The sequence below is a fragment of the Pseudomonas sp. genome, assembly GCF_033723075.1.
GTDB lineage: Bacteria > Pseudomonadota > Gammaproteobacteria > Pseudomonadales > Pseudomonadaceae > Aquipseudomonas.
In genome coordinates this window covers 55606-71592 of the sequence record NZ_JAWVXU010000005.1, presented here as the reverse complement: position 1 = coordinate 71592, position 15987 = coordinate 55606, and the positions used below count along the sequence as shown (strand labels likewise).

Sequence of the window (15987 nt, the reverse complement as noted above, 5' to 3'; positions counted from 1 at the left end):
GGCCCCGCACCCCCTACGCAATGCACGAGGAGCCTCACCATGTCACTGCAAGGCAAAACCCTGTTCATCACCGGCGCCAGCCGTGGCATCGGTCGCGAAATCGCCCTGCGCGCGGCCCGCGACGGCGCCAATATCGTCATCGCGGCGAAAAGTGCCGAGCCTCACGCCAAGCTGCCGGGCACCATCCATTCGGTGGCCGCCGAGGTCGAAGCCGCCGGCGGCAAGGCCCTGGCCCTGCAACTGGATGTGCGCGACGAGGTGGCGGTAAAGGCTGCCATGGCCCGGGCAGCCGAGCACTTCGGCGGCATCGATGGGCTGATCAACAACGCCGGTGCGATCAAGCTGGTGGGGGTGGAAAAACTCGAACCCAAGCGCTTCGACCTGATGTTCCAGATCAACACCCGCGCGGTGATGGTCTGCAGCCAGGCCGCGCTGCCTTATCTGAAAAAGAGCGCCGGCGGCCACATCCTCAACCTGTCGCCACCACTGAATATGGCCAGCAAGTGGTTCGCCCAGCACGGGCCCTACACCGTGACCAAGTACGGCATGAGCATGCTGACCCTGGGCATGAACGAGGAATTCAACAAGTACGGCATCAGCGTCAATTCACTGTGGCCCAAGACCATGATCGCCACCGCTGCCATCGAGTTCGAGCTGGGCAGCCGCGACGCCTTCAAGCGCGCACGCACCCCGGCGATCATGGCCGACGCCGCCCACGCCATCCTCAGCAGCACGGGCCGCAGCATCAGCGGGCGCCTGCTGATCGACGAAGAGATTCTGCGCGAACAGGGCCAGAGCGAGTTCGAGCAGTACCGTTTCGATCCCGACGGTGGCACGCTGATCCCTGATCTGTTTATCGACTGAGAAGCTGCAAGAAAACTCCCGCCAACCGCGACCGCCTCCTCGCGCGCCTTGGCCCAGACACCTGGAGACGGCCTCACGACGGCGCTCGTGAACAGCGGATCGGCAACCTGTGCCACTGGCGGGTGGATGTGCGGATCGCGACAAGGGTCGCGATGGGCAGCCTGCTCGAGGCGCTTTCAGGCGATCGACAATGACGGCCAGGATCTGCCGATTTGCTTGCCGCGCTTGCAGCGCAACCAGAGCGCGGAGCAATCCAGGCGCACTGATATTGCGTTCAAGCCGCGCGAGCGCAGCATGCGGCTATCGCTTGAACTCGAATTGCAGCTCGGCACCTTCCAGCGAATTCCAATAGTCATCACCCCGCTCATTGGTGATCAGCTTGCCATTGAGCTGAAAGGGACTTTCTGATGTCTCTTCTGCCCGGAACAGCGGGGGTAGCAAGGCCGGCGACGGCAATTCGTCAGGGGCGACGAGCACCTGCAATGTCTCAAACAGATCCGGCGGCAAGCTCAAGTCCAAGTCAGTCTTGAGCGCAGGGACAGCAACACTGTCTTTGGCCACCGGCTTGTTCACAACGGCAGGTTTCGGGACGGGTCGAACAGGCTCGCTTAGCGGCTTGGTTACCAGTTTGGGGGCGGGAACGGGCGCTACTTCTGCAGCAGGCGTTGGCACGACGGATACGGGGGGGTCAGCCGGCTCGTCCGGCACAGCGGTCGTTGACTCCTGGTTGTCACACGCATTCAACGCCAGTAGAGCCAGAAGCAGAATCAAGAACCGGAAGCTGATCATCAACAAGCACAATCACAGTATGGGGGGAGCACTATGCTCCCTCCTCGCCCGCCATCTAGCAAGCCTACTCTGCATATGCTGACAAGATCACCCAGGCAAAGCCGAGGTCAGCCGCCACCCGTGCTGGCAACACCGCATCGCGCGCATGCCAATGGCCTGGATTGCCCGCGCGCGCGCCCTTGCCCTCTTCCCCTGCTTGCCGGCTGGCGAGTGTCCGGTTACTGGCAGGCGGAAACACAAAAGGCTTACGCAACGCGAAAGCCTTTGTGCATCCAAGAATTCACGGCTGAATAAATGGGCGTCCCCCGCGCCTGGCAGGCCGTGAAAAGTGGGGGAGTTTAGTGAGCTAAATGGCCCCGCTTTTCACGTAGGCGTAACGCCGCAGCGGGCGTCTGGAGGCGGCCGCAGTAGGCGAGAGTTTTTCACAGATGCTCACTCCTTGTCGAGATCCACCAAGGGTTGCTCGCGCACTTCGGTTGCCCGCCCGGCCTGGATGGCTTCGATGCGCTTGCGTGCATCATCCACGGCGGCACGGTCGGCGAGCAGCTCGTAGTCGACGCGAAAATGTCGCTGCTGGCCGGGTTCGATGGTCGGGACCAGGCCCAGCGGACGCTGGTAGCGGCGGTTGTAGGAAAAACTGGTACCCGGTTCCAACCCGGTGACATAGCCCTGTTTCTCGGTATCGGTGTTCTTCCACAGCGAGAACACCGGCAGCTCGTAGGTGTTGAAGCCGACCGCGATACCCAGCTCACCGGCACGGTTGTGCAACATGGCAAGGGTTTCGCCCTTGGCGTCGGCGTAGGGCACCACGTTGTAGACGGTTTCGTCGTAATCGGCGGTCGGACCGCGGTAGGTCTGCCAGTCGACCAGGTCAACCTTGGCCTTGTCGTTGAACGGCGAGACCTGTTTCACCGGTGCGACGAACTTGGCGCCCTGTTCCAGCAGCGGCGTGCCGAAGTTGGTGTGGTACAGCGCCTGGTATTCCTTGGGGTAGTCGCCATTGTTGGTCAGCGTATCGTGCAGCGAGAAACCAGCGCGGCCGGGTGTTGTGGAGAGTTCCGTGACGATCGAGAAATCGACCTTCTTGAAGGCTTTCTCCTGCAGGTCACCGCGCAGGCGGATCGCGTAGGGCGGCTTTTCGTCGATCTGCAGCACCACTCGGGATGCCGGGATATTCGCGGCGCGGCCGTGCAGCGTCAGCAGCTCGCCATTGTCCATGCCGGGGTGACCGACCCACTCGTAACCGCAGCGGGTGACCAGTTCATTGAAGCCCTCCAGCCAACCCAGCCCACCGCGGCCGCCGAGTTCGATAAAGGCCGGGTTGACCACCTCGTCCACCGGCGAATCCCAGCCCAGGCGCACGTCACCGGCCACCGCCTGGAGCACGTTCATGCCACGGGTGGGGATGACCGTCATCGTCATCGTGCCATTGTCGATCTCGATCAGGCTGACGCCTTCCTGACGGCCGCCGTGCAAGGTGCGCAGGCTCACAGAAAACGCTGGGTCGGCCTTGATGCCGAGCTCTTCGCTGGTAACGCGCCAATTCTGCGCGGGCGTGTCCTGGTCGATCAACACCTGCTCCCAGGCCTGGGCGGAGGTGGTCAGGCAGATGCCGAGGCCACAGAGAAGCTGCAAACGGGTCATGGGAAATCCTTTGTTGTTATTGGTCGTCAGTTGAATTTAGCTGAATCGATTCAGCAAACAAGTTAAAACAACCGAGAATCGAGCAATACCGAAGAAAAGATGAAAAATGTGCGCGAAAAGCGCCCCGGACAGACCGCTCGCTCCCTTGCCCAGCGCCGAAGCGGCAACCCATGCAGGCAACCACAAAGCCCGCATCCGCAGCCCGGCCAAGCTGACGGCTTGGGCAGAAACGAAAAAAGGCTTACGCGATGCGCAAGCCTTCTTGATATGGCGTCCCCTGCTGGAATCGAACCAGCATCTAGCCCTTAGGAGGGGCTTGTTCTATCCCTTGAACTAAGGGGACTCGGTAACTCTGCTTGTAACCCTGCTCGGCAATGCTGCCGACCGGGCCGCATGTTAACCAGCCTCGGCCGATTTGTCATGTCACCGCCATCAAGCCGTGGCCATACTCCATATCGACCGTCCAGGAGATCACCATGACCCAGCCAGCATCCAGGCATGTGCCGGATTCACCATTTGCCCACTTCATCCTGCGCCCCGCCTGCCCCGGCGACGCCCAGGCGCTGAGCGCGTTATTGCAGCAACTGGCGCCGAACGAAGCACGCCCCGACCCCAAACTGCTGGCCCTGCGCCTGAGCGAGCCCGCGCCGAACCGCGTGGTACTGGTGGCCGAGCGCGACGGCAAACTGCTCGGCACCTGCACGCTCAACCTGATCGACCACCTGGCGCACAACTTCGCCCGCTCGGCAATTCTCGAGGATGTGGTCGTGGATGCCGACGCCCGAGGCCTGGGTATCGGCCAGGCCTTGATCGGCAAGGCCGCCGAACGCGCCCGCGCCTTGGGCTGTTACAAGCTGGCGCTGTCGAGCAACCAGAGCCGCGAGGCAGCCCATCGTTTCTACGAAGGCCTGGGTTTCAAGCCCCATGGCATCAGCCTGGCCCTGGCACTGGACTGAGGCAGGCGTATCGGCAGGGCCTTTCGCGGCCAAGGCCCCTCCTACGTGGACCGCGGTGTTCTTGTGGGAGGGGACTTGTGCGTGAATATGTGACGGGGCCTGCTAAAGCACCGCAGGTGGACAACCTTCGCGTTGTCCACCTCGCGTCAGACGCAACCCCGGACGGCTAACGCTTAGGCGAACAGCCCCAGGGTGTGCAGAAACACTACCAGAATGCCTACCGGCGTTACCCAGCGCAGCAGTTGCCACCACAGTTTGAACAGCTGCGGCTGATCGATGCCCAGTGCGTCCTGCACGGTTGTGCGGCTCAACGCCCAGCCGGTGAACAGTACCGTCCCCAGCCCGCCGAGTGGCATCATCAGGTTGGTGGTCAGGTAGTCCAGGCTGTCGAAGAAGGTCTTGCCGAACAGGGTGAATTCCGCCCAGAGGTTGAACGAAAACACCGTGCCCAGACTCAGCAGCCACAGCGCCAGGCCGCTCAACAGCACGGCCTTGACTCGACCGATGGCAAACTTTTCGCCAAGCCAGGCGATGGTCGGCTCGCTCAGCGAGATCGCCGAGGTCAGCGCGGCGAGCGCCAGCATGATGAAGAACAGCCCACCGACCACCTGGCCGAACGGCATCTGGCCGAAGGCGATTGGCAGGGTGACGAAGATCAACCCGGGACCCGCGCCCGGCTCCAGGCCATTGGCGAACACCAGCGGGAAGATCGCCAGGCCGGCGAGCAAGGCCACCGCGGTGTCGGCCAGGGCCACCAGCAACGAGGTCTTGACGATGGAAGTGCCGGCCGGCAGGTAGGAGCCGTATACCATCATGGCGCCGCTGGCCAGGCTGAGGGTGAAGAAGGCGTGCCCCAGGGCCACCAGCACGCTCTGCGTACTGAGCTTGCTGAAGTCGGCGTCGAACAGAAAATGCACGGCCTCGAGGAAATGCCCGGTGGTGGCGGCATAGCCCACCAGGATCAGCAGCAGCACGAACAGCCCCGGCATCATGAAGCGCAGCGCGCGCTCCAGGCCTTCGCGTACGCCCAGGGCGACGATGCCCAGGGTCAGCAGCAGCACCAGGGTGGCGTAACCCGCCAGTGTCCAGGGATCGCCGAGCATGGCGCCAAACAACGCGCCGCTGCTCTCGCCGTCCAACCCGGCGAAACTGCCCATGGCCGCCGCCGGCGCATAGGCCAGGGCCCAGCCGGCCACTACCGCGTAGAAACTGAGGATGAGAAACCCGGTGAGCACCGCCAGCGTGCCCAGCCAGCGCCAATGCCGACTGGCACCCGCCTGACGGGCCACAGCGGCGAAGGCGCCCTCGGGGTTGGCCCGGCCGCGACGACCGATCATCACTTCGGCCATCAACAGGGGAATGCCGATGGCCAGGATGCAGGCCAGGTAGACCAGGACGAAGGCGCCGCCGCCGTTCTCCCCGGTGATATAGGGGAATTTCCAGATATTGCCCAGGCCCACCGCCGAGCCGGTGGCGGCGAGGAAGAACACCCAGCGCGACGACCACAGGCCGCGCGCCGCTGCACTGCTGATGGGACCGGCACTGGCGCCGGCGACGATGCTGTCTTGACTCATTGGGACTTGCCCTCTTGTTGTTGTGAAAAAAGTCAGATGAGAAGCGAACCTAGGGTGGATGACGCTTCACCCATCCACCATTGCTGGCTGGCGGTGGATGAGAAGAGCGTCAGCTACGCGCCCCGATCCACCCGACGGTCAGCGCCCGGCGTGCAGGCGTTCCTGGGCCATGCGATCGGCCACCGCCGTGGTGGGGCTGCCCTCGCGCTCGGCGCGCTGGAAAATCTCCGTCAGGGTGGCGCCGATGCCTTCGATATGCGCCTTGAGTTCGGCGGTGCTGCCGCCGTTGCGCTCGTAGCAGACATCGATGATGCCGCCGGCATTGATCGCGTAATCCGGGGCATACAGGCAGCCGCGCCGACGCAGCTCCTCAGCCAGTTCGGCGGCAGCCAGCTGGTTGTTGGCCGCCCCGGCGATAACCGGCGCGCGCAGGGCTTCGAGGGTATGCGGATTGATGATGGCGCCCATGGCACAGGGGGCGAACACATCCACCTCGAGGCCGTAGATGTCGTTCTGGGCGACGGCGGTGGCGCCCAGTTGCTCCACCGCGCGACGCACGTTGGCCTCGACTATGTCGGTCACCCACAGCTCGGCGCCGGCCTCCTTGAGCTGCTGCGCCAGACCGAAACCCACCTGGCCGACCCCCTGGATCGCCACCCGCAGCCCCTTGAGATCGTCACGGCCAAGGCGATGTTTGACCGCCGCCTGCAGGCCGATGAACACCCCGTAGGCGGTGGACGGCGACGGATCGCCATTGCGCATGCCACCGCCAAAGGCCTCGCGCTGACCGGCGCCGGCCACATGGCGGGTGCGTTCGGCCATGATCTGCATTTCCGCCACCCCAGTACCGGAGTCGGCGGCGGTGATGTAGCGCCCGCCCAGGCTGTCGACGAAATCGCCCATGGCCTGGAACAGCGCCGCGCTCTTGCCGGTGTGCGGGTTGCCGATGATCACCGCCTTGCCGCCGCCGAGCGGCAGCCTGGCCAACGCCGACTTGTAGCTCATGCCGCGCGACAGGCGCAGCACATCACGCAGCGCTTCCTCGTCGCTGGCGTAGGGCCACATGCGGCAACCGCCGAGGGCCGGGCCGAGGTTGCGGTTATGGATGGCGATGATCGCCTTTAGGCCGCTGGCCTGATCGTGGCCGTAGACCACCTGTTCGTGGTGATCGAATTCGATATGGGAAAACACGGACATGGGAATTCCTTGGGAAGTTCTTGTTTTGGGGTCGGGGTTGCAAAGGTCGTTGCAGGAGGCCCGCCTAAGAGTCGGGCCCTCTGCATCACAAAGTGCGCATCAGGCCGCCGGTTCGAACAACTGCACCGCCTGGATCTCGCTGACCAGCAGGCGCGCCTTGAGTTGGCACTCCTGCTCGCGCACCTTGATCAGGCTCTGCTCCTTGACGTGGCCATAACCGCGGATCTGCTCCGGCAGTTCGGCCAGCGCCACGGCGCTGCGGTAGTTGCCGGCATTCAGCTGCTCGAGCAGGTAATCGATGCTGCGCTCGTAGTCCTCGATCAACTGCAGCTCCAGCTTGCGTTCGGCGCTGTAGCCAAACAGGTCGAGCGGTGTGCCGCGCAGAACCTTGAACCCGGCCAGCAGGCCGAAGGCCTTGAGCATCCAGGGGCCGAACCGGCGCTTGCGTGGCTGACCGGTAACCGGATCGGGCTTGCTCAACCAGGATGGCGCCAGGTGGAACTCCAGGCGGTAGTCGCCCTGGAACTGCGCCTCGAGCTGCTGGATAAAGCGACCGTCGCTGTACAGCCGGGCTACCTCGTACTCGTCCTTGTAGGCCAGCAGCTTGGCGTAGTTGCGTGCCACCGCCCGGCTCAGGGCCTGATCGGCGCCCTGGTCGGCCAGGCGCACGCGCTGCACCAACGCGCGGTAGCGCTCGGCATAGGCGGCGTTCTGGTAGGCGGTGAGAAAATCGACGCGGAACTGGACGATCTCGTCCAGGCTCTCGCACCGCGGCGCCTCGACCACCTTGGGGCTGGCCAGCTTTTCCACCGCGGCGACATCGTGCGCCGCGCGACGGCCCCAGAGGAACGCCTGCTGGTTGAGCTGCACCGCCACACCGTTGAGCTCGATGGCCTTGGCGATGGCTTCGGCCGAAACCGGCACCAGGCCCTTCTGGTAGGCGAAGCCGAGCATGAACAGGTTACTGGCGATGCTGTCGCCGAGCAGGCGCGTGGCCAGGCGGGTGGCGTCGACGAAGTGGGTCTTGTCCGCGCCGACCGCCTCGATCAGCGCCTCGCGCATGGCCGCGCCCGGCACCTGGGCATCCGGGTTGCGGGTGAATTCGGCGGTGGCCGCCTCATGGCTGTTGATCACCGCGTGGGCGATCTTGTCGTTGAGCTTGGCCAGGGCGTCTTCGCTGGCCGCTACCACCAGGTCGCAGCCGAGCAGCAGGTCGGTCTCGCCGGCGGCGATGCGCACGGCAAAGATATCGTCCTGCTTGGCGGCGACGCGGATATGGGTGACTACCGGGCCGAACTTCTGCGCCAGGCCGGCCTGATCGAGCACGCTGCAACCCTTGCCCTCGAGGTGCGCGGCCATGCCCAGCAGCGCGCCGACCGTGGTCACGCCGCTGCCACCGACACCCGGCAGGAGAATGTTCCAGGGCCGCTGCAGCGACGGCTGACGCGGCTCCGGCAAGGCGATGAACAGCGCGCTCAGGCCCACCGCTTCCGGCTTGCGCAGACTGCCGCCATGCACGGTAACGAAGCTCGGGCAGAAACCCTCGACGCAGCTGAAATCCTTGTTGCAGGAGTTCTGGTCGATCTCGCGCTTGCGCCCCAGCTCGGTTTCCAGCGGCAGCACCGACAGGCAGTTGGATTTGACGCTGCAATCGCCACAGCCCTCGCACACCGCCGGGTTGATGAAGGCACGCTTGGCCGGATCGACCAGCTTGCCGCGCTTGCGCCGGCGGCGCTTCTCGGTGGCGCAGGTCTGGTCGTAGATGATCACCGAGGTGCCCTTGAACTCGCGCAGCTCGCGTTGCACCGCGTCCAGATCGTTGCGGTGATGGAAGGTCACGATAGGTGCGAAGCCGGCCCGGCTCGGGTACTTGTCCGGCTCGTCGCTGACCAGGGCGATGCGCTTGACGCCCTCGGCGAATACCTGCTGGCTGAGCTGATCGACGCGCAATTCGCCGTCGATCGGCTGGCCGCCGGTCATGGCCACCGCGTCGTTGTAGAGAATCTTGTAGGTGATGTTGACCCCGGCCGCCACGGCCGCACGCAGGGCCAGCTGACCGGAGTGGAAGTAGGTGCCGTCGCCGAGGTTCTGGAAGATGTGCGCGGTATCGGTGAACGGTGCCTGGCCGATCCAGGTCGCGCCCTCGCCACCCATCTGGGTGAAGGTGTCGGTGTTGCGGTCCATCCACTGGGTCATGTAGTGGCAACCGATGCCGCCCTGGGCACGACTGCCTTCCGGCAGTTTGGTCGAGGTGTTGTGCGGGCAACCGGAGCAGAAATGCGGGGTGCGCACCGTGGTGTGCTTGGGCGCGGCCAGGGACGCTTCCTTGGCGGCGAGAAAGGCCAGGCGCTCGTCGATGCTGGCGCTGCTGTAGATCGGCGCCAGGCGCTTGGCGATGGCGCGGGCGATCATCGCCGGGGTCAGCTCGGACAGGTTCGGCAGCAGGGAGACGCCGGCCTCGTCGAACTCGCCGACCACCCGCGGACGCTTGCCCACCGGCCAGTTGTAGAGCTGGCCGGTGAGTTGGTCCTCGATGATGCTGCGCTTCTCCTCGATCACCAGGATCTCGTCCAGGCCCTCGGCGAATTCGTGCACCGAGACCGGCTCCAGCGGCCAGCTCATGCCGACCTTGAGCACGCGCAGGCCGACCTGGGCGCACAGCGCCTCGTCCAGGCCGAGGTCTTCCAGGGCCTGGCGCACGTCCAGATAGGACTTGCCGGTGGTGACGATGCCCAGGCGCGGATTGGGCGAATCGAGCATCACCCGATTCAGGTTGTTGGCGCGGGCGAAGGCGCGGGCGGCGTAGATCTTGTAGGTATTGAGGCGCTGTTCCTGGGCCAGGGGCGGATCTGGCCAGCGGATATACACACCGTCCTGCGGCAGCTCGAAGTCCTCGGGAATCTTCACCTCGATGCGCAGCGGATCGACGTCCACCACCGCCGAGGAATCGACGTTCTCGGCGATGGTCTTCAGCGCCACCCAGCAACCGCTGTAGCGCGACAGTTCCCAGCCGATGATGCCGTAGTCGAGGATTTCCTGGACGTTGGCCGGATTCAGCACCGGGATCGACGCGGCGATAAACGCATGCTCGCTCTGGTTGGCGATGCTCGACGACTTGCAGCCATGGTCGTCGCCGGCCAGCAGCAGCACGCCGCCATGCTCGGAGACGCCGGCCGAGTTGCCGTGCTTGAACACGTCGCCGCAGCGGTCGACTCCCGGCCCCTTGCCGTACCACATGGCGAACACGCCGTCGTAGCGCGCGCCGGGGAACAGGTTGGTCTGCTGGCTGCCCCACACCGAGGTGGCGGCCAACTCTTCGTTGACCCCGGGCTGGAAGTGGATGGCGTTTTCCTGGAGGAAGCCCTTGGCTTCCCACAGGCTCTTGTCCAGGTTGCCCAGCGGCGAGCCGCGGTAGCCGGAGATAAAGCAGGCGGTATTCAGCCCGTGGGCGGCGTCGCGCTGCTTTTGCAGCATCGGCAGGCGGGTCAGCGCCTGGGTGCCGGTGAGGTAGAGGTGACCAGTGGCAAGGCGGTACTTGTCATCCAGGCGGATCTCGGCCAGAGACATGCGGGCGCTCCTTTTATTTTTATGACGAGCTGGCTGGCAACGGTGAATGCCATCCACGTTCTGTTTCGCCCGGGATCACCGGGCGCAACGACTGGCTAAGAATATGACTGAGCGGTACGGAGATTTTCTTTCTAATTTCGGGGCGAAAAGCCAATACTGCACATGACGGTTCCAATAACTAGAAGAAATCAGGATAAATCATGCAGGAAAAGCTCAATCCTCTCGATCGCAAGATTTTGCGCCTGTTGCAACACAACGCCGACCTCTCCGCCGCCGAGATCGCGGAGAAGGTCGAGCTGTCACAATCGCCCTGTTGGCGGCGGATTCACCGCATGCAGGAAGAAGGCCTGATCGAACGCAAGGTCGCCCTGCTCAACCCCAAATTGCTGGGCCTGGGCATGACCGTGTTCGTCGACATCAAGCTGTCGGCCCACGGCCGCAAGAACCTGGAGGAGTTCGAGCAGGCGGTGGTTGGCTATCCGCAAGTGCTGGAGTGCTACACCATGGCCGGCGGCTCGGACTACCTGCTCAAGGTGGTGGCCAAGGACATCGCCGACTACGAGCGCTTCCTGCGCGACCACCTGCTGCAGCGCCCGCATGTGCAGGAGGCGCATTCCAATATCGCCATGAGCGAAGTCAAACGCACCACCGAGTTGCCGCTGGATTGAACCCGCGAAGAGCCTGTTCTATGGCGACCGCTGGCCCGTAGGATGCGCTCTGCGCACCAAAATTTCCTTATCCTCGGTACGCGCAGCGCTCCCTGCCCGGTTCGCACCCGCCCACCACAATGCCAGCGGGCCGAGCAGCAGTAGCAGGCCCATCAAAGCAAACGCTGCCCACCAGCCCAGCAGGCTCTTGTCGCCCAATAGATCCAGGCTGATGCCGAATAGCAGCGGGCCGAGAAAGGCGCCGCTAAAGCCGGTGCAGGAATACAGCGCCATGGCCGCGCCGCGGTGGCTGGCCGGCGCAACGGCGATCAGGCCGGCCGTCAGGGATGACGAGTCAGCGGTGACGGTAATGCTGTAGAGCAGCACCAGCACCAGCATCAGCCAGAACGGCAAGGCCGCACTCAGGCCGATAAACACCGCGAGCACGGCCGAGCTAAGCATCACCGCGATCAGCCAGCGCTGCCGGCCAAAACGCAGCGCCAGCTCGTTGCCGAAGATGCTCGCGGGCATGCCGATCAGCGTCACCAGCATCGCCACCCAGGTGCCGGACAACCAGGGATCGCTGCCCTGCAATTGCCCGGAGAACACCACAAAGGCCACCACCCAGGCGCGCAGGGCAAACAGCTCGAGGTTATGCACCGCATAGGCCAGGCAGTAGGCCGCAACCGCGCGGTTTTTCAGCGGGGCCAGGTCCAGCAGTTTGCGCGGGGCATGCTGCACCACCGCCTTGGGCTGCAACCCCCAATACACCATGGCCCAGGCCAGCAACGCGCAGACGCCACTGAGCAGGGTTGGCAGCTGCCAGCCGCCGAACTTGGCCAACTCGCCAGCGAGAATGAAGGACAGCGCCGTGCCCAAGCCGAAGCTCGCCGTATAGAAGGCCACCGCGCGCGACTGCGCCGGCCCCTCGATCCGCTCGGACAAGGCCTTGAGCCCCGGCATATAGGTGCCGGCCAGGCCGACGCCCGCCAGCACTCGCCAGGCCAGGGCCGACCAGAAGCCATCGGCGAAGACGAAGCCGGCATTGGCCACGGCAGTCAGCAGCATTGCGGCCAGGTAGATCAGCCGCGCATCGTATTTATCGGTCAGCCCGGTCAGGATCGGTACCGTGACCATATAGCCGAGAAAGAATCCGCCACCGATCCAGCCCGCCTGGGTATTGCTCAATCCCCACAGCGCCTGAAAGTCCGGCAGCAAGGCGGCAAACAGGGCAAAGCCGGCCATGCCCAGGGTTTCCGCACCACACAGCAGCAGGGTCAGGCGGCGGGCATTCATCGGGTTGCTCTCGATGCAGTGGGAAGGGCCGGACGGCGCTCCGCTTTAGCCGCGACCCGTGGGCGGGGCACTACCCATTCGCGGCCAAGGCCCCTCCTGCACAAGCGCCATCCCCTCCCACACAAGCGCGGCGAGGTCATAACACCTGCCCGTCGAAGGCCAGGCTGACGCCCGCCGGCAAGGCATCGGGGTGTTCCAGCAGCCAGGCGTCGAAGCTATGGCCGATATGGGTCAGCACGCTCTGTTTCGGCTGCAAGCGCTCGACCACCTCCAGTGCGCGGGTCAGGTCATTATGGTTGCGCGGGGCGATGGGTTGCGGCGCGGTGGAGCAATCCAGCACCAGCAGGTCCAGCGGCTGTCGCAGCAGCACGTCGGCACAGGCATCCGGTACGCCGAGGGTATCGGTGAGGTAGGCGATACGCCGCCGCTCTCCGTTCACCTCTGGACCCTCCAACAGATAGCCAAAGGTCGGTTTGGAATGATTCAGCGGCAGCGCCGTAACACTCAACTCATCCAGTTGCCGCCGCTCGAAGGCGGCAAACGGCTGGCTGAAATCGAGAATGCCCGGGTGTTTGTACAGGTCGGCCAGACCTTCCGGATCATCCGGGCCATGCACCGGAATAGTCAGCCCCTGGCCCCAGCGCAGGTGCAGCAGGCCTTGGGCGTGATCGGCGTGGTAATGGGTTTGCAGGATGCCGCTCAGGCTATGGGGTGGAAATCGCTCGCACAGGTCGCTCAGACCGGAGTCGATCAGCCAGCGCTGCGCGCCGCATTCGATCAAGGCGCAGCAGGGACCGCGGCGACGTGCTGGATAAACCCGCGCGCTGTCGCAGGCCGGGCAGCTGCAGTTGTAGACCGGCACCTGGCGGGCATCGCCGGTGCCGAGCAGGGTCAGGCGCATGCGTTCGCATCGCCGAGCAGCTGCAGCAACTGGCTGACGGTCTGTTCGAGCGGGCCGGAGTTATTCAGAACAATGGTGCTCTCCGCTGGCGCTGCCGTGGCAGGGGCCGGGCGACGCTCCGCTTCAGCCGCGACTGTCGCCGCCAAAGCGCCTCCCACAAGCGCAATTCCCGCAGCCCCAGGTATGGACGATACAAAGTTGCGGCTGCGCGCCAGGCGTGCCTCGATCTGTTCCGCGCTTTCCCGACCGCGCGCCTGCAGGCGCTGGCGCAGGGCCGCTTCATCCACCTGCAGGAGGATCGCCAGCAGCCTGGGATAACGCTGGCGCGCCTGGAGCAGATGCCCGCGCGAGCCATTGATCAGCACGTCCTGCCCCGCCGCCAGCCAGTCGTCAACCTGCCGCGCAATGCCATAGGCCAGGCCGTTGGCACGCCAGCTCAGGGCAAAGGCGCCGGCGGCTTCCTGCTGCTCGAACTCGGCAGGCGAAACACCAATGGCATCCTCGCCAACCGCTTCGGCCGAACGGGTAATCACCCGCCGGGCGATCACACAACCGCGTTCGGCCAGGCGCGCACGCGCGGCATTCAACAGGCTGTCCTTGCCCGAGCCCGAAGGCCCCATCAGATAGATCAACCGGCCGTTCATCAGAATACCCTTTTCGCTTGTCGCCAGACCTGCTGGATCACCGCCTGGCCCGCATGCACCCGTGCCTGCACCAGGTCGGCACGCAGGCCGAGGCGGATTTCGCCGCGATCATCCAGGCCCGCCGCCTGTGCAGGTACGCGGCTGACGCTGGCAATCGCCTGCGGCAGATCATAGCCGTTATCCTGCCCGGCCAGCAGCAAAGCGGCTTGCAACAGGCTGGCCGGGTAATAGTCGCTGGAGAGAATATCCAGCACGCCCTGCCGGGCCAGCTCGGCGGCGGCGATATTGCCCGAGTGCGAGCCGCCGCGAACGATATTCGGTGCGCCCATCAGCACCTTCAGGCCCTGTTCGTGGCTGGCCTTGGCCGCCTCCAGGGTGGTGGGGAATTCGGCGATGGACATGCCGAAGCCCGCCGACTCCTGCACATGGGCCAGGGTCGCGTCGTCATGACTGGCCAGGGACAGGCCGCGGGCGTGACAGTCCTCGACGATCGCCCGGCGATGGCGATCGCTGAACTCGATGGAGTTGGCCTGTTGCTCGCGCACAAAGGCGTCCATCTCCGCCTCGCTGAGGTGGTACTTGCCCATGTAGTACTCGCGGTATTTGTCTTCCCTGGCGAACTGGCGCTGGCCCGGCGAGTGGTCCATCACCGAGACCAGTTGCACCAGCGAGTGCTCGACCAGATCGCGGAACACCGCCAGGGTATCGGGATGGCACAGCTCGCAGCGCAGGTGCAGGCGGTGATCGGCGCGCAGATGCCCGGCCGCAGCGGCCTCGGCGATGGCTTCGAGCATGGCCGGCAGTTGCTGCATGCGCTTGCCGCGCGGGTTGACGTCGCCAATCGCCAGGGCATCGAACACCGTGGTGATGCCGGCCGAGGCGATCTGCGCATCATGGGTCAGCACCGCCGAGGCCGATGGCCAATCCACCCCCGGCCGTGGGCTCATGTACTTTTCCAGGTTGTCGGTGTGCAGCTCGACCAGGCCGGGCAGCAGGTAATCGCCGCCCAGGTTCTGCGCCTGGGGCAAGCCGCTGACGCCCTCCTCCACCTGGGCAATCAGGCCGTCGCGCAGCACCAGGGTGCCGACAAACTCCTGCTCGGCGGTGACGATCCGCGCGTTGCTAAGAATCTGTTCAACCGGCATAGATGTACTCCTGCTGCGCCGCAGCGCTCATGTCCAGGCTCATGTCAAGAAAGCGGTCGGCCACCGCCTCGCGGGCGGCACGGTCGTGGAAGATGCCGATCAGCGCACTGCCTGCTGCCTTGGCTTCATCGATCAGTTCGAGCACCACCTGGCGATTGGCGTCATCCAGCGAGGCGGTGGGTTCGTCCAGCAGCATCAGCGGCCAGGCGACCATAAAGCCGCGGGCGATATTCACCCGCTGCTGCTCGCCGCCGGAGAAGGTGCCGGGGGCCAGCTGCCACAGGGCTTGGGGGATATTCAGACGACTGAGCAGGCTTTTCGCCCGCGCCTCGGCATCGGCCTTGCTCCAGCCTCGGGCCAGCGCCGGCTCCATGACCACATCCAGGGTCGATACACGGGGAATCACCCGCAGAAACTGGCTGACGTAGCCCAGGGTCTGCCGCCGTACCGCCAGCACCTGGCGCGGCTCGGCGCCGACCAGCTCGACCCATTCGGCGTTGTGCAACACGCGAATACTGCCGCCGGCGGCCAGATAATTGCCATACAGGGTGCGCAGCAAGGTCGATTTGCCGGCACCGGATTGGCCGTGCAGCACCAGGCATTCGCCGGCGCGCACGCTGAAATGCAACCCGTTCAATACATTCAGCACCACGCCGTGCTGCTGATGCAGGGTGAAGGTCTTGCTGAGGCCGGAGACCTCGATAAGCGTATTCATATAAACCTCGAGCTTCATGCGTACGGATGTAATCCGGCGCGAGAGTCG

General features: G+C 64.7%; 13 protein-coding genes and 1 tRNA gene. 3 read left to right on the top strand and 11 right to left on the bottom strand.

Features of this window, described 5'->3' with window-relative positions; all coding sequences use genetic code 11:
- Window positions 1-39: 39 nt before the first annotated feature.
- Entirely contained in the window at window positions 40-864 is an 825-nt protein-coding gene (locus R3355_RS07655; protein ID WP_318960725.1) for an NAD(P)-dependent oxidoreductase, read from the top strand.
- Window positions 865-1164: 300 nt separating this feature from the next.
- On the opposite strand, the gene R3355_RS07650 is transcribed toward R3355_RS07655, so the two are convergent.
- The 3 genes from R3355_RS07650 to R3355_RS07640 all read right to left on the bottom strand — a co-directional run bounded on the left by R3355_RS07650 (window position 1165) and on the right by R3355_RS07640 (window position 3640).
- Window positions 1165-1653, bottom strand: coding sequence for a hypothetical protein (locus tag R3355_RS07650; RefSeq protein WP_318960724.1), 489 nt, complete (start codon window positions 1651-1653; stop codon window positions 1165-1167).
- Between the two features lie 432 nt (window positions 1654-2085).
- Window positions 2086-3297, bottom strand: a complete 1212-nt coding sequence (locus R3355_RS07645) for an aldose 1-epimerase family protein (protein ID WP_318960723.1) — start codon at window positions 3295-3297, stop codon at window positions 2086-2088.
- Between the two features lie 268 nt (window positions 3298-3565).
- Window positions 3566-3640: transfer RNA gene (locus R3355_RS07640), tRNA-Arg, on the bottom strand.
- Window positions 3641-3773: 133 nt separating this feature from the next.
- Between R3355_RS07640 and R3355_RS07635 the strand changes: the two genes are divergently transcribed.
- A complete protein-coding gene (locus R3355_RS07635) occupies window positions 3774-4253 on the top strand; it encodes a GNAT family N-acetyltransferase (RefSeq protein WP_318960722.1) in 480 nt (159 codons plus the stop codon).
- 173 nt (window positions 4254-4426) lie between these two features.
- Here R3355_RS07635 and R3355_RS07630 read toward each other — a convergent pair whose 3' ends face one another.
- From R3355_RS07630 to R3355_RS07620, 3 genes are all read right to left on the bottom strand, one after another.
- Window positions 4427-5827, bottom strand: coding sequence for a sodium-dependent transporter (locus R3355_RS07630; protein ID WP_318960721.1), 1401 nt, complete (start codon window positions 5825-5827; stop codon window positions 4427-4429).
- A 138-nt stretch (window positions 5828-5965) separates the two neighbouring features.
- On the bottom strand, window positions 5966-7024 hold the full coding sequence (locus R3355_RS07625) for a Glu/Leu/Phe/Val dehydrogenase dimerization domain-containing protein (protein ID WP_318960720.1): 1059 nt from the start codon (window positions 7022-7024) through the stop codon (window positions 5966-5968).
- A gap of 99 nt (window positions 7025-7123) precedes the next feature.
- Window positions 7124-10591, bottom strand: coding sequence for an indolepyruvate ferredoxin oxidoreductase family protein (locus R3355_RS07620; RefSeq protein ID WP_318960719.1), 3468 nt, complete (start codon window positions 10589-10591; stop codon window positions 7124-7126).
- A 200-nt stretch (window positions 10592-10791) separates the two neighbouring features.
- Here R3355_RS07620 and R3355_RS07615 point away from each other — a divergent pair, with 200 nt between their 5' ends.
- Window positions 10792-11259 (top strand): Lrp/AsnC family transcriptional regulator, encoded by a 468-nt coding sequence (locus R3355_RS07615; protein WP_090499522.1) that lies wholly within the window; start codon window positions 10792-10794, stop codon window positions 11257-11259.
- Window positions 11260-11277: 18 nt separating this feature from the next.
- Here R3355_RS07615 and R3355_RS07610 read toward each other — a convergent pair whose 3' ends face one another.
- The 5 genes from R3355_RS07610 to phnL form a co-directional block, all read right to left on the bottom strand.
- Entirely contained in the window at window positions 11278-12534 is a 1257-nt protein-coding gene (locus R3355_RS07610; RefSeq protein WP_318960718.1) for an MFS transporter, read from the bottom strand.
- A 136-nt stretch (window positions 12535-12670) separates the two neighbouring features.
- Window positions 12671-13435 carry a phosphonate metabolism protein PhnP gene (gene phnP / locus R3355_RS07605; RefSeq protein WP_318960717.1) on the bottom strand — a complete coding sequence of 255 codons (765 nt, stop codon included), beginning with the start codon at window positions 13433-13435 and terminating at the stop codon, window positions 12671-12673.
- On the bottom strand, window positions 13426-14079 hold the full coding sequence (gene phnN, locus R3355_RS07600) for a phosphonate metabolism protein/1,5-bisphosphokinase (PRPP-forming) PhnN (RefSeq protein WP_318960715.1): 654 nt from the start codon (window positions 14077-14079) through the stop codon (window positions 13426-13428). Before phnN ends, phnP begins: the two co-directional genes overlap by 10 nt.
- Complete coding sequence (locus R3355_RS07595; protein ID WP_318960714.1) at window positions 14079-15224, bottom strand: alpha-D-ribose 1-methylphosphonate 5-triphosphate diphosphatase; 1146 nt, start codon at window positions 15222-15224, stop codon at window positions 14079-14081. The genes phnN and R3355_RS07595 overlap by 1 nt, the downstream gene beginning before the upstream one ends.
- Window positions 15214-15939, bottom strand: coding sequence for a phosphonate C-P lyase system protein PhnL (gene phnL / locus R3355_RS07590; RefSeq protein ID WP_318960713.1), 726 nt, complete (start codon window positions 15937-15939; stop codon window positions 15214-15216). Before phnL ends, R3355_RS07595 begins: the two co-directional genes overlap by 11 nt.
- Between the last annotated feature and the right edge of the window lie 48 nt (window positions 15940-15987).

Bases quoted from the DNA above. Each gene is read 5' to 3' on its own strand.
- R3355_RS07615 (WP_090499522.1), top strand. From the start codon at position 10,792: ATGCAGGAAAAGCTCAATCCTCTCGATCGCAAGATTTTGCGCCTGTTG.
- R3355_RS07595 (WP_318960714.1), bottom strand. From the start codon at position 15,224: ATGCCGGTTGAACAGATTCTTAGCAACGCGCGGATCGTCACCGCCGAG.
- R3355_RS07630 (WP_318960721.1), bottom strand. From the start codon at position 5,827: ATGAGTCAAGACAGCATCGTCGCCGGCGCCAGTGCCGGTCCCATCAGC.
- R3355_RS07650 (WP_318960724.1), bottom strand. From the start codon at position 1,653: ATGATCAGCTTCCGGTTCTTGATTCTGCTTCTGGCTCTACTGGCGTTG.
- phnL (WP_318960713.1), bottom strand. From the start codon at position 15,939: ATGAATACGCTTATCGAGGTCTCCGGCCTCAGCAAGACCTTCACCCTG.
- R3355_RS07655 (WP_318960725.1), top strand. From the start codon at position 40: ATGTCACTGCAAGGCAAAACCCTGTTCATCACCGGCGCCAGCCGTGGC.
- R3355_RS07620 (WP_318960719.1), bottom strand. From the start codon at position 10,591: ATGTCTCTGGCCGAGATCCGCCTGGATGACAAGTACCGCCTTGCCACT.
- R3355_RS07625 (WP_318960720.1), bottom strand. From the start codon at position 7,024: ATGTCCGTGTTTTCCCATATCGAATTCGATCACCACGAACAGGTGGTC.
- phnP (WP_318960717.1), bottom strand. From the start codon at position 13,435: ATGCGCCTGACCCTGCTCGGCACCGGCGATGCCCGCCAGGTGCCGGTC.
- phnN (WP_318960715.1), bottom strand. From the start codon at position 14,079: ATGAACGGCCGGTTGATCTATCTGATGGGGCCTTCGGGCTCGGGCAAG.
- R3355_RS07610 (WP_318960718.1), bottom strand. From the start codon at position 12,534: ATGAATGCCCGCCGCCTGACCCTGCTGCTGTGTGGTGCGGAAACCCTG.
- R3355_RS07645 (WP_318960723.1), bottom strand. From the start codon at position 3,297: ATGACCCGTTTGCAGCTTCTCTGTGGCCTCGGCATCTGCCTGACCACC.
- R3355_RS07635 (WP_318960722.1), top strand. From the start codon at position 3,774: ATGACCCAGCCAGCATCCAGGCATGTGCCGGATTCACCATTTGCCCAC.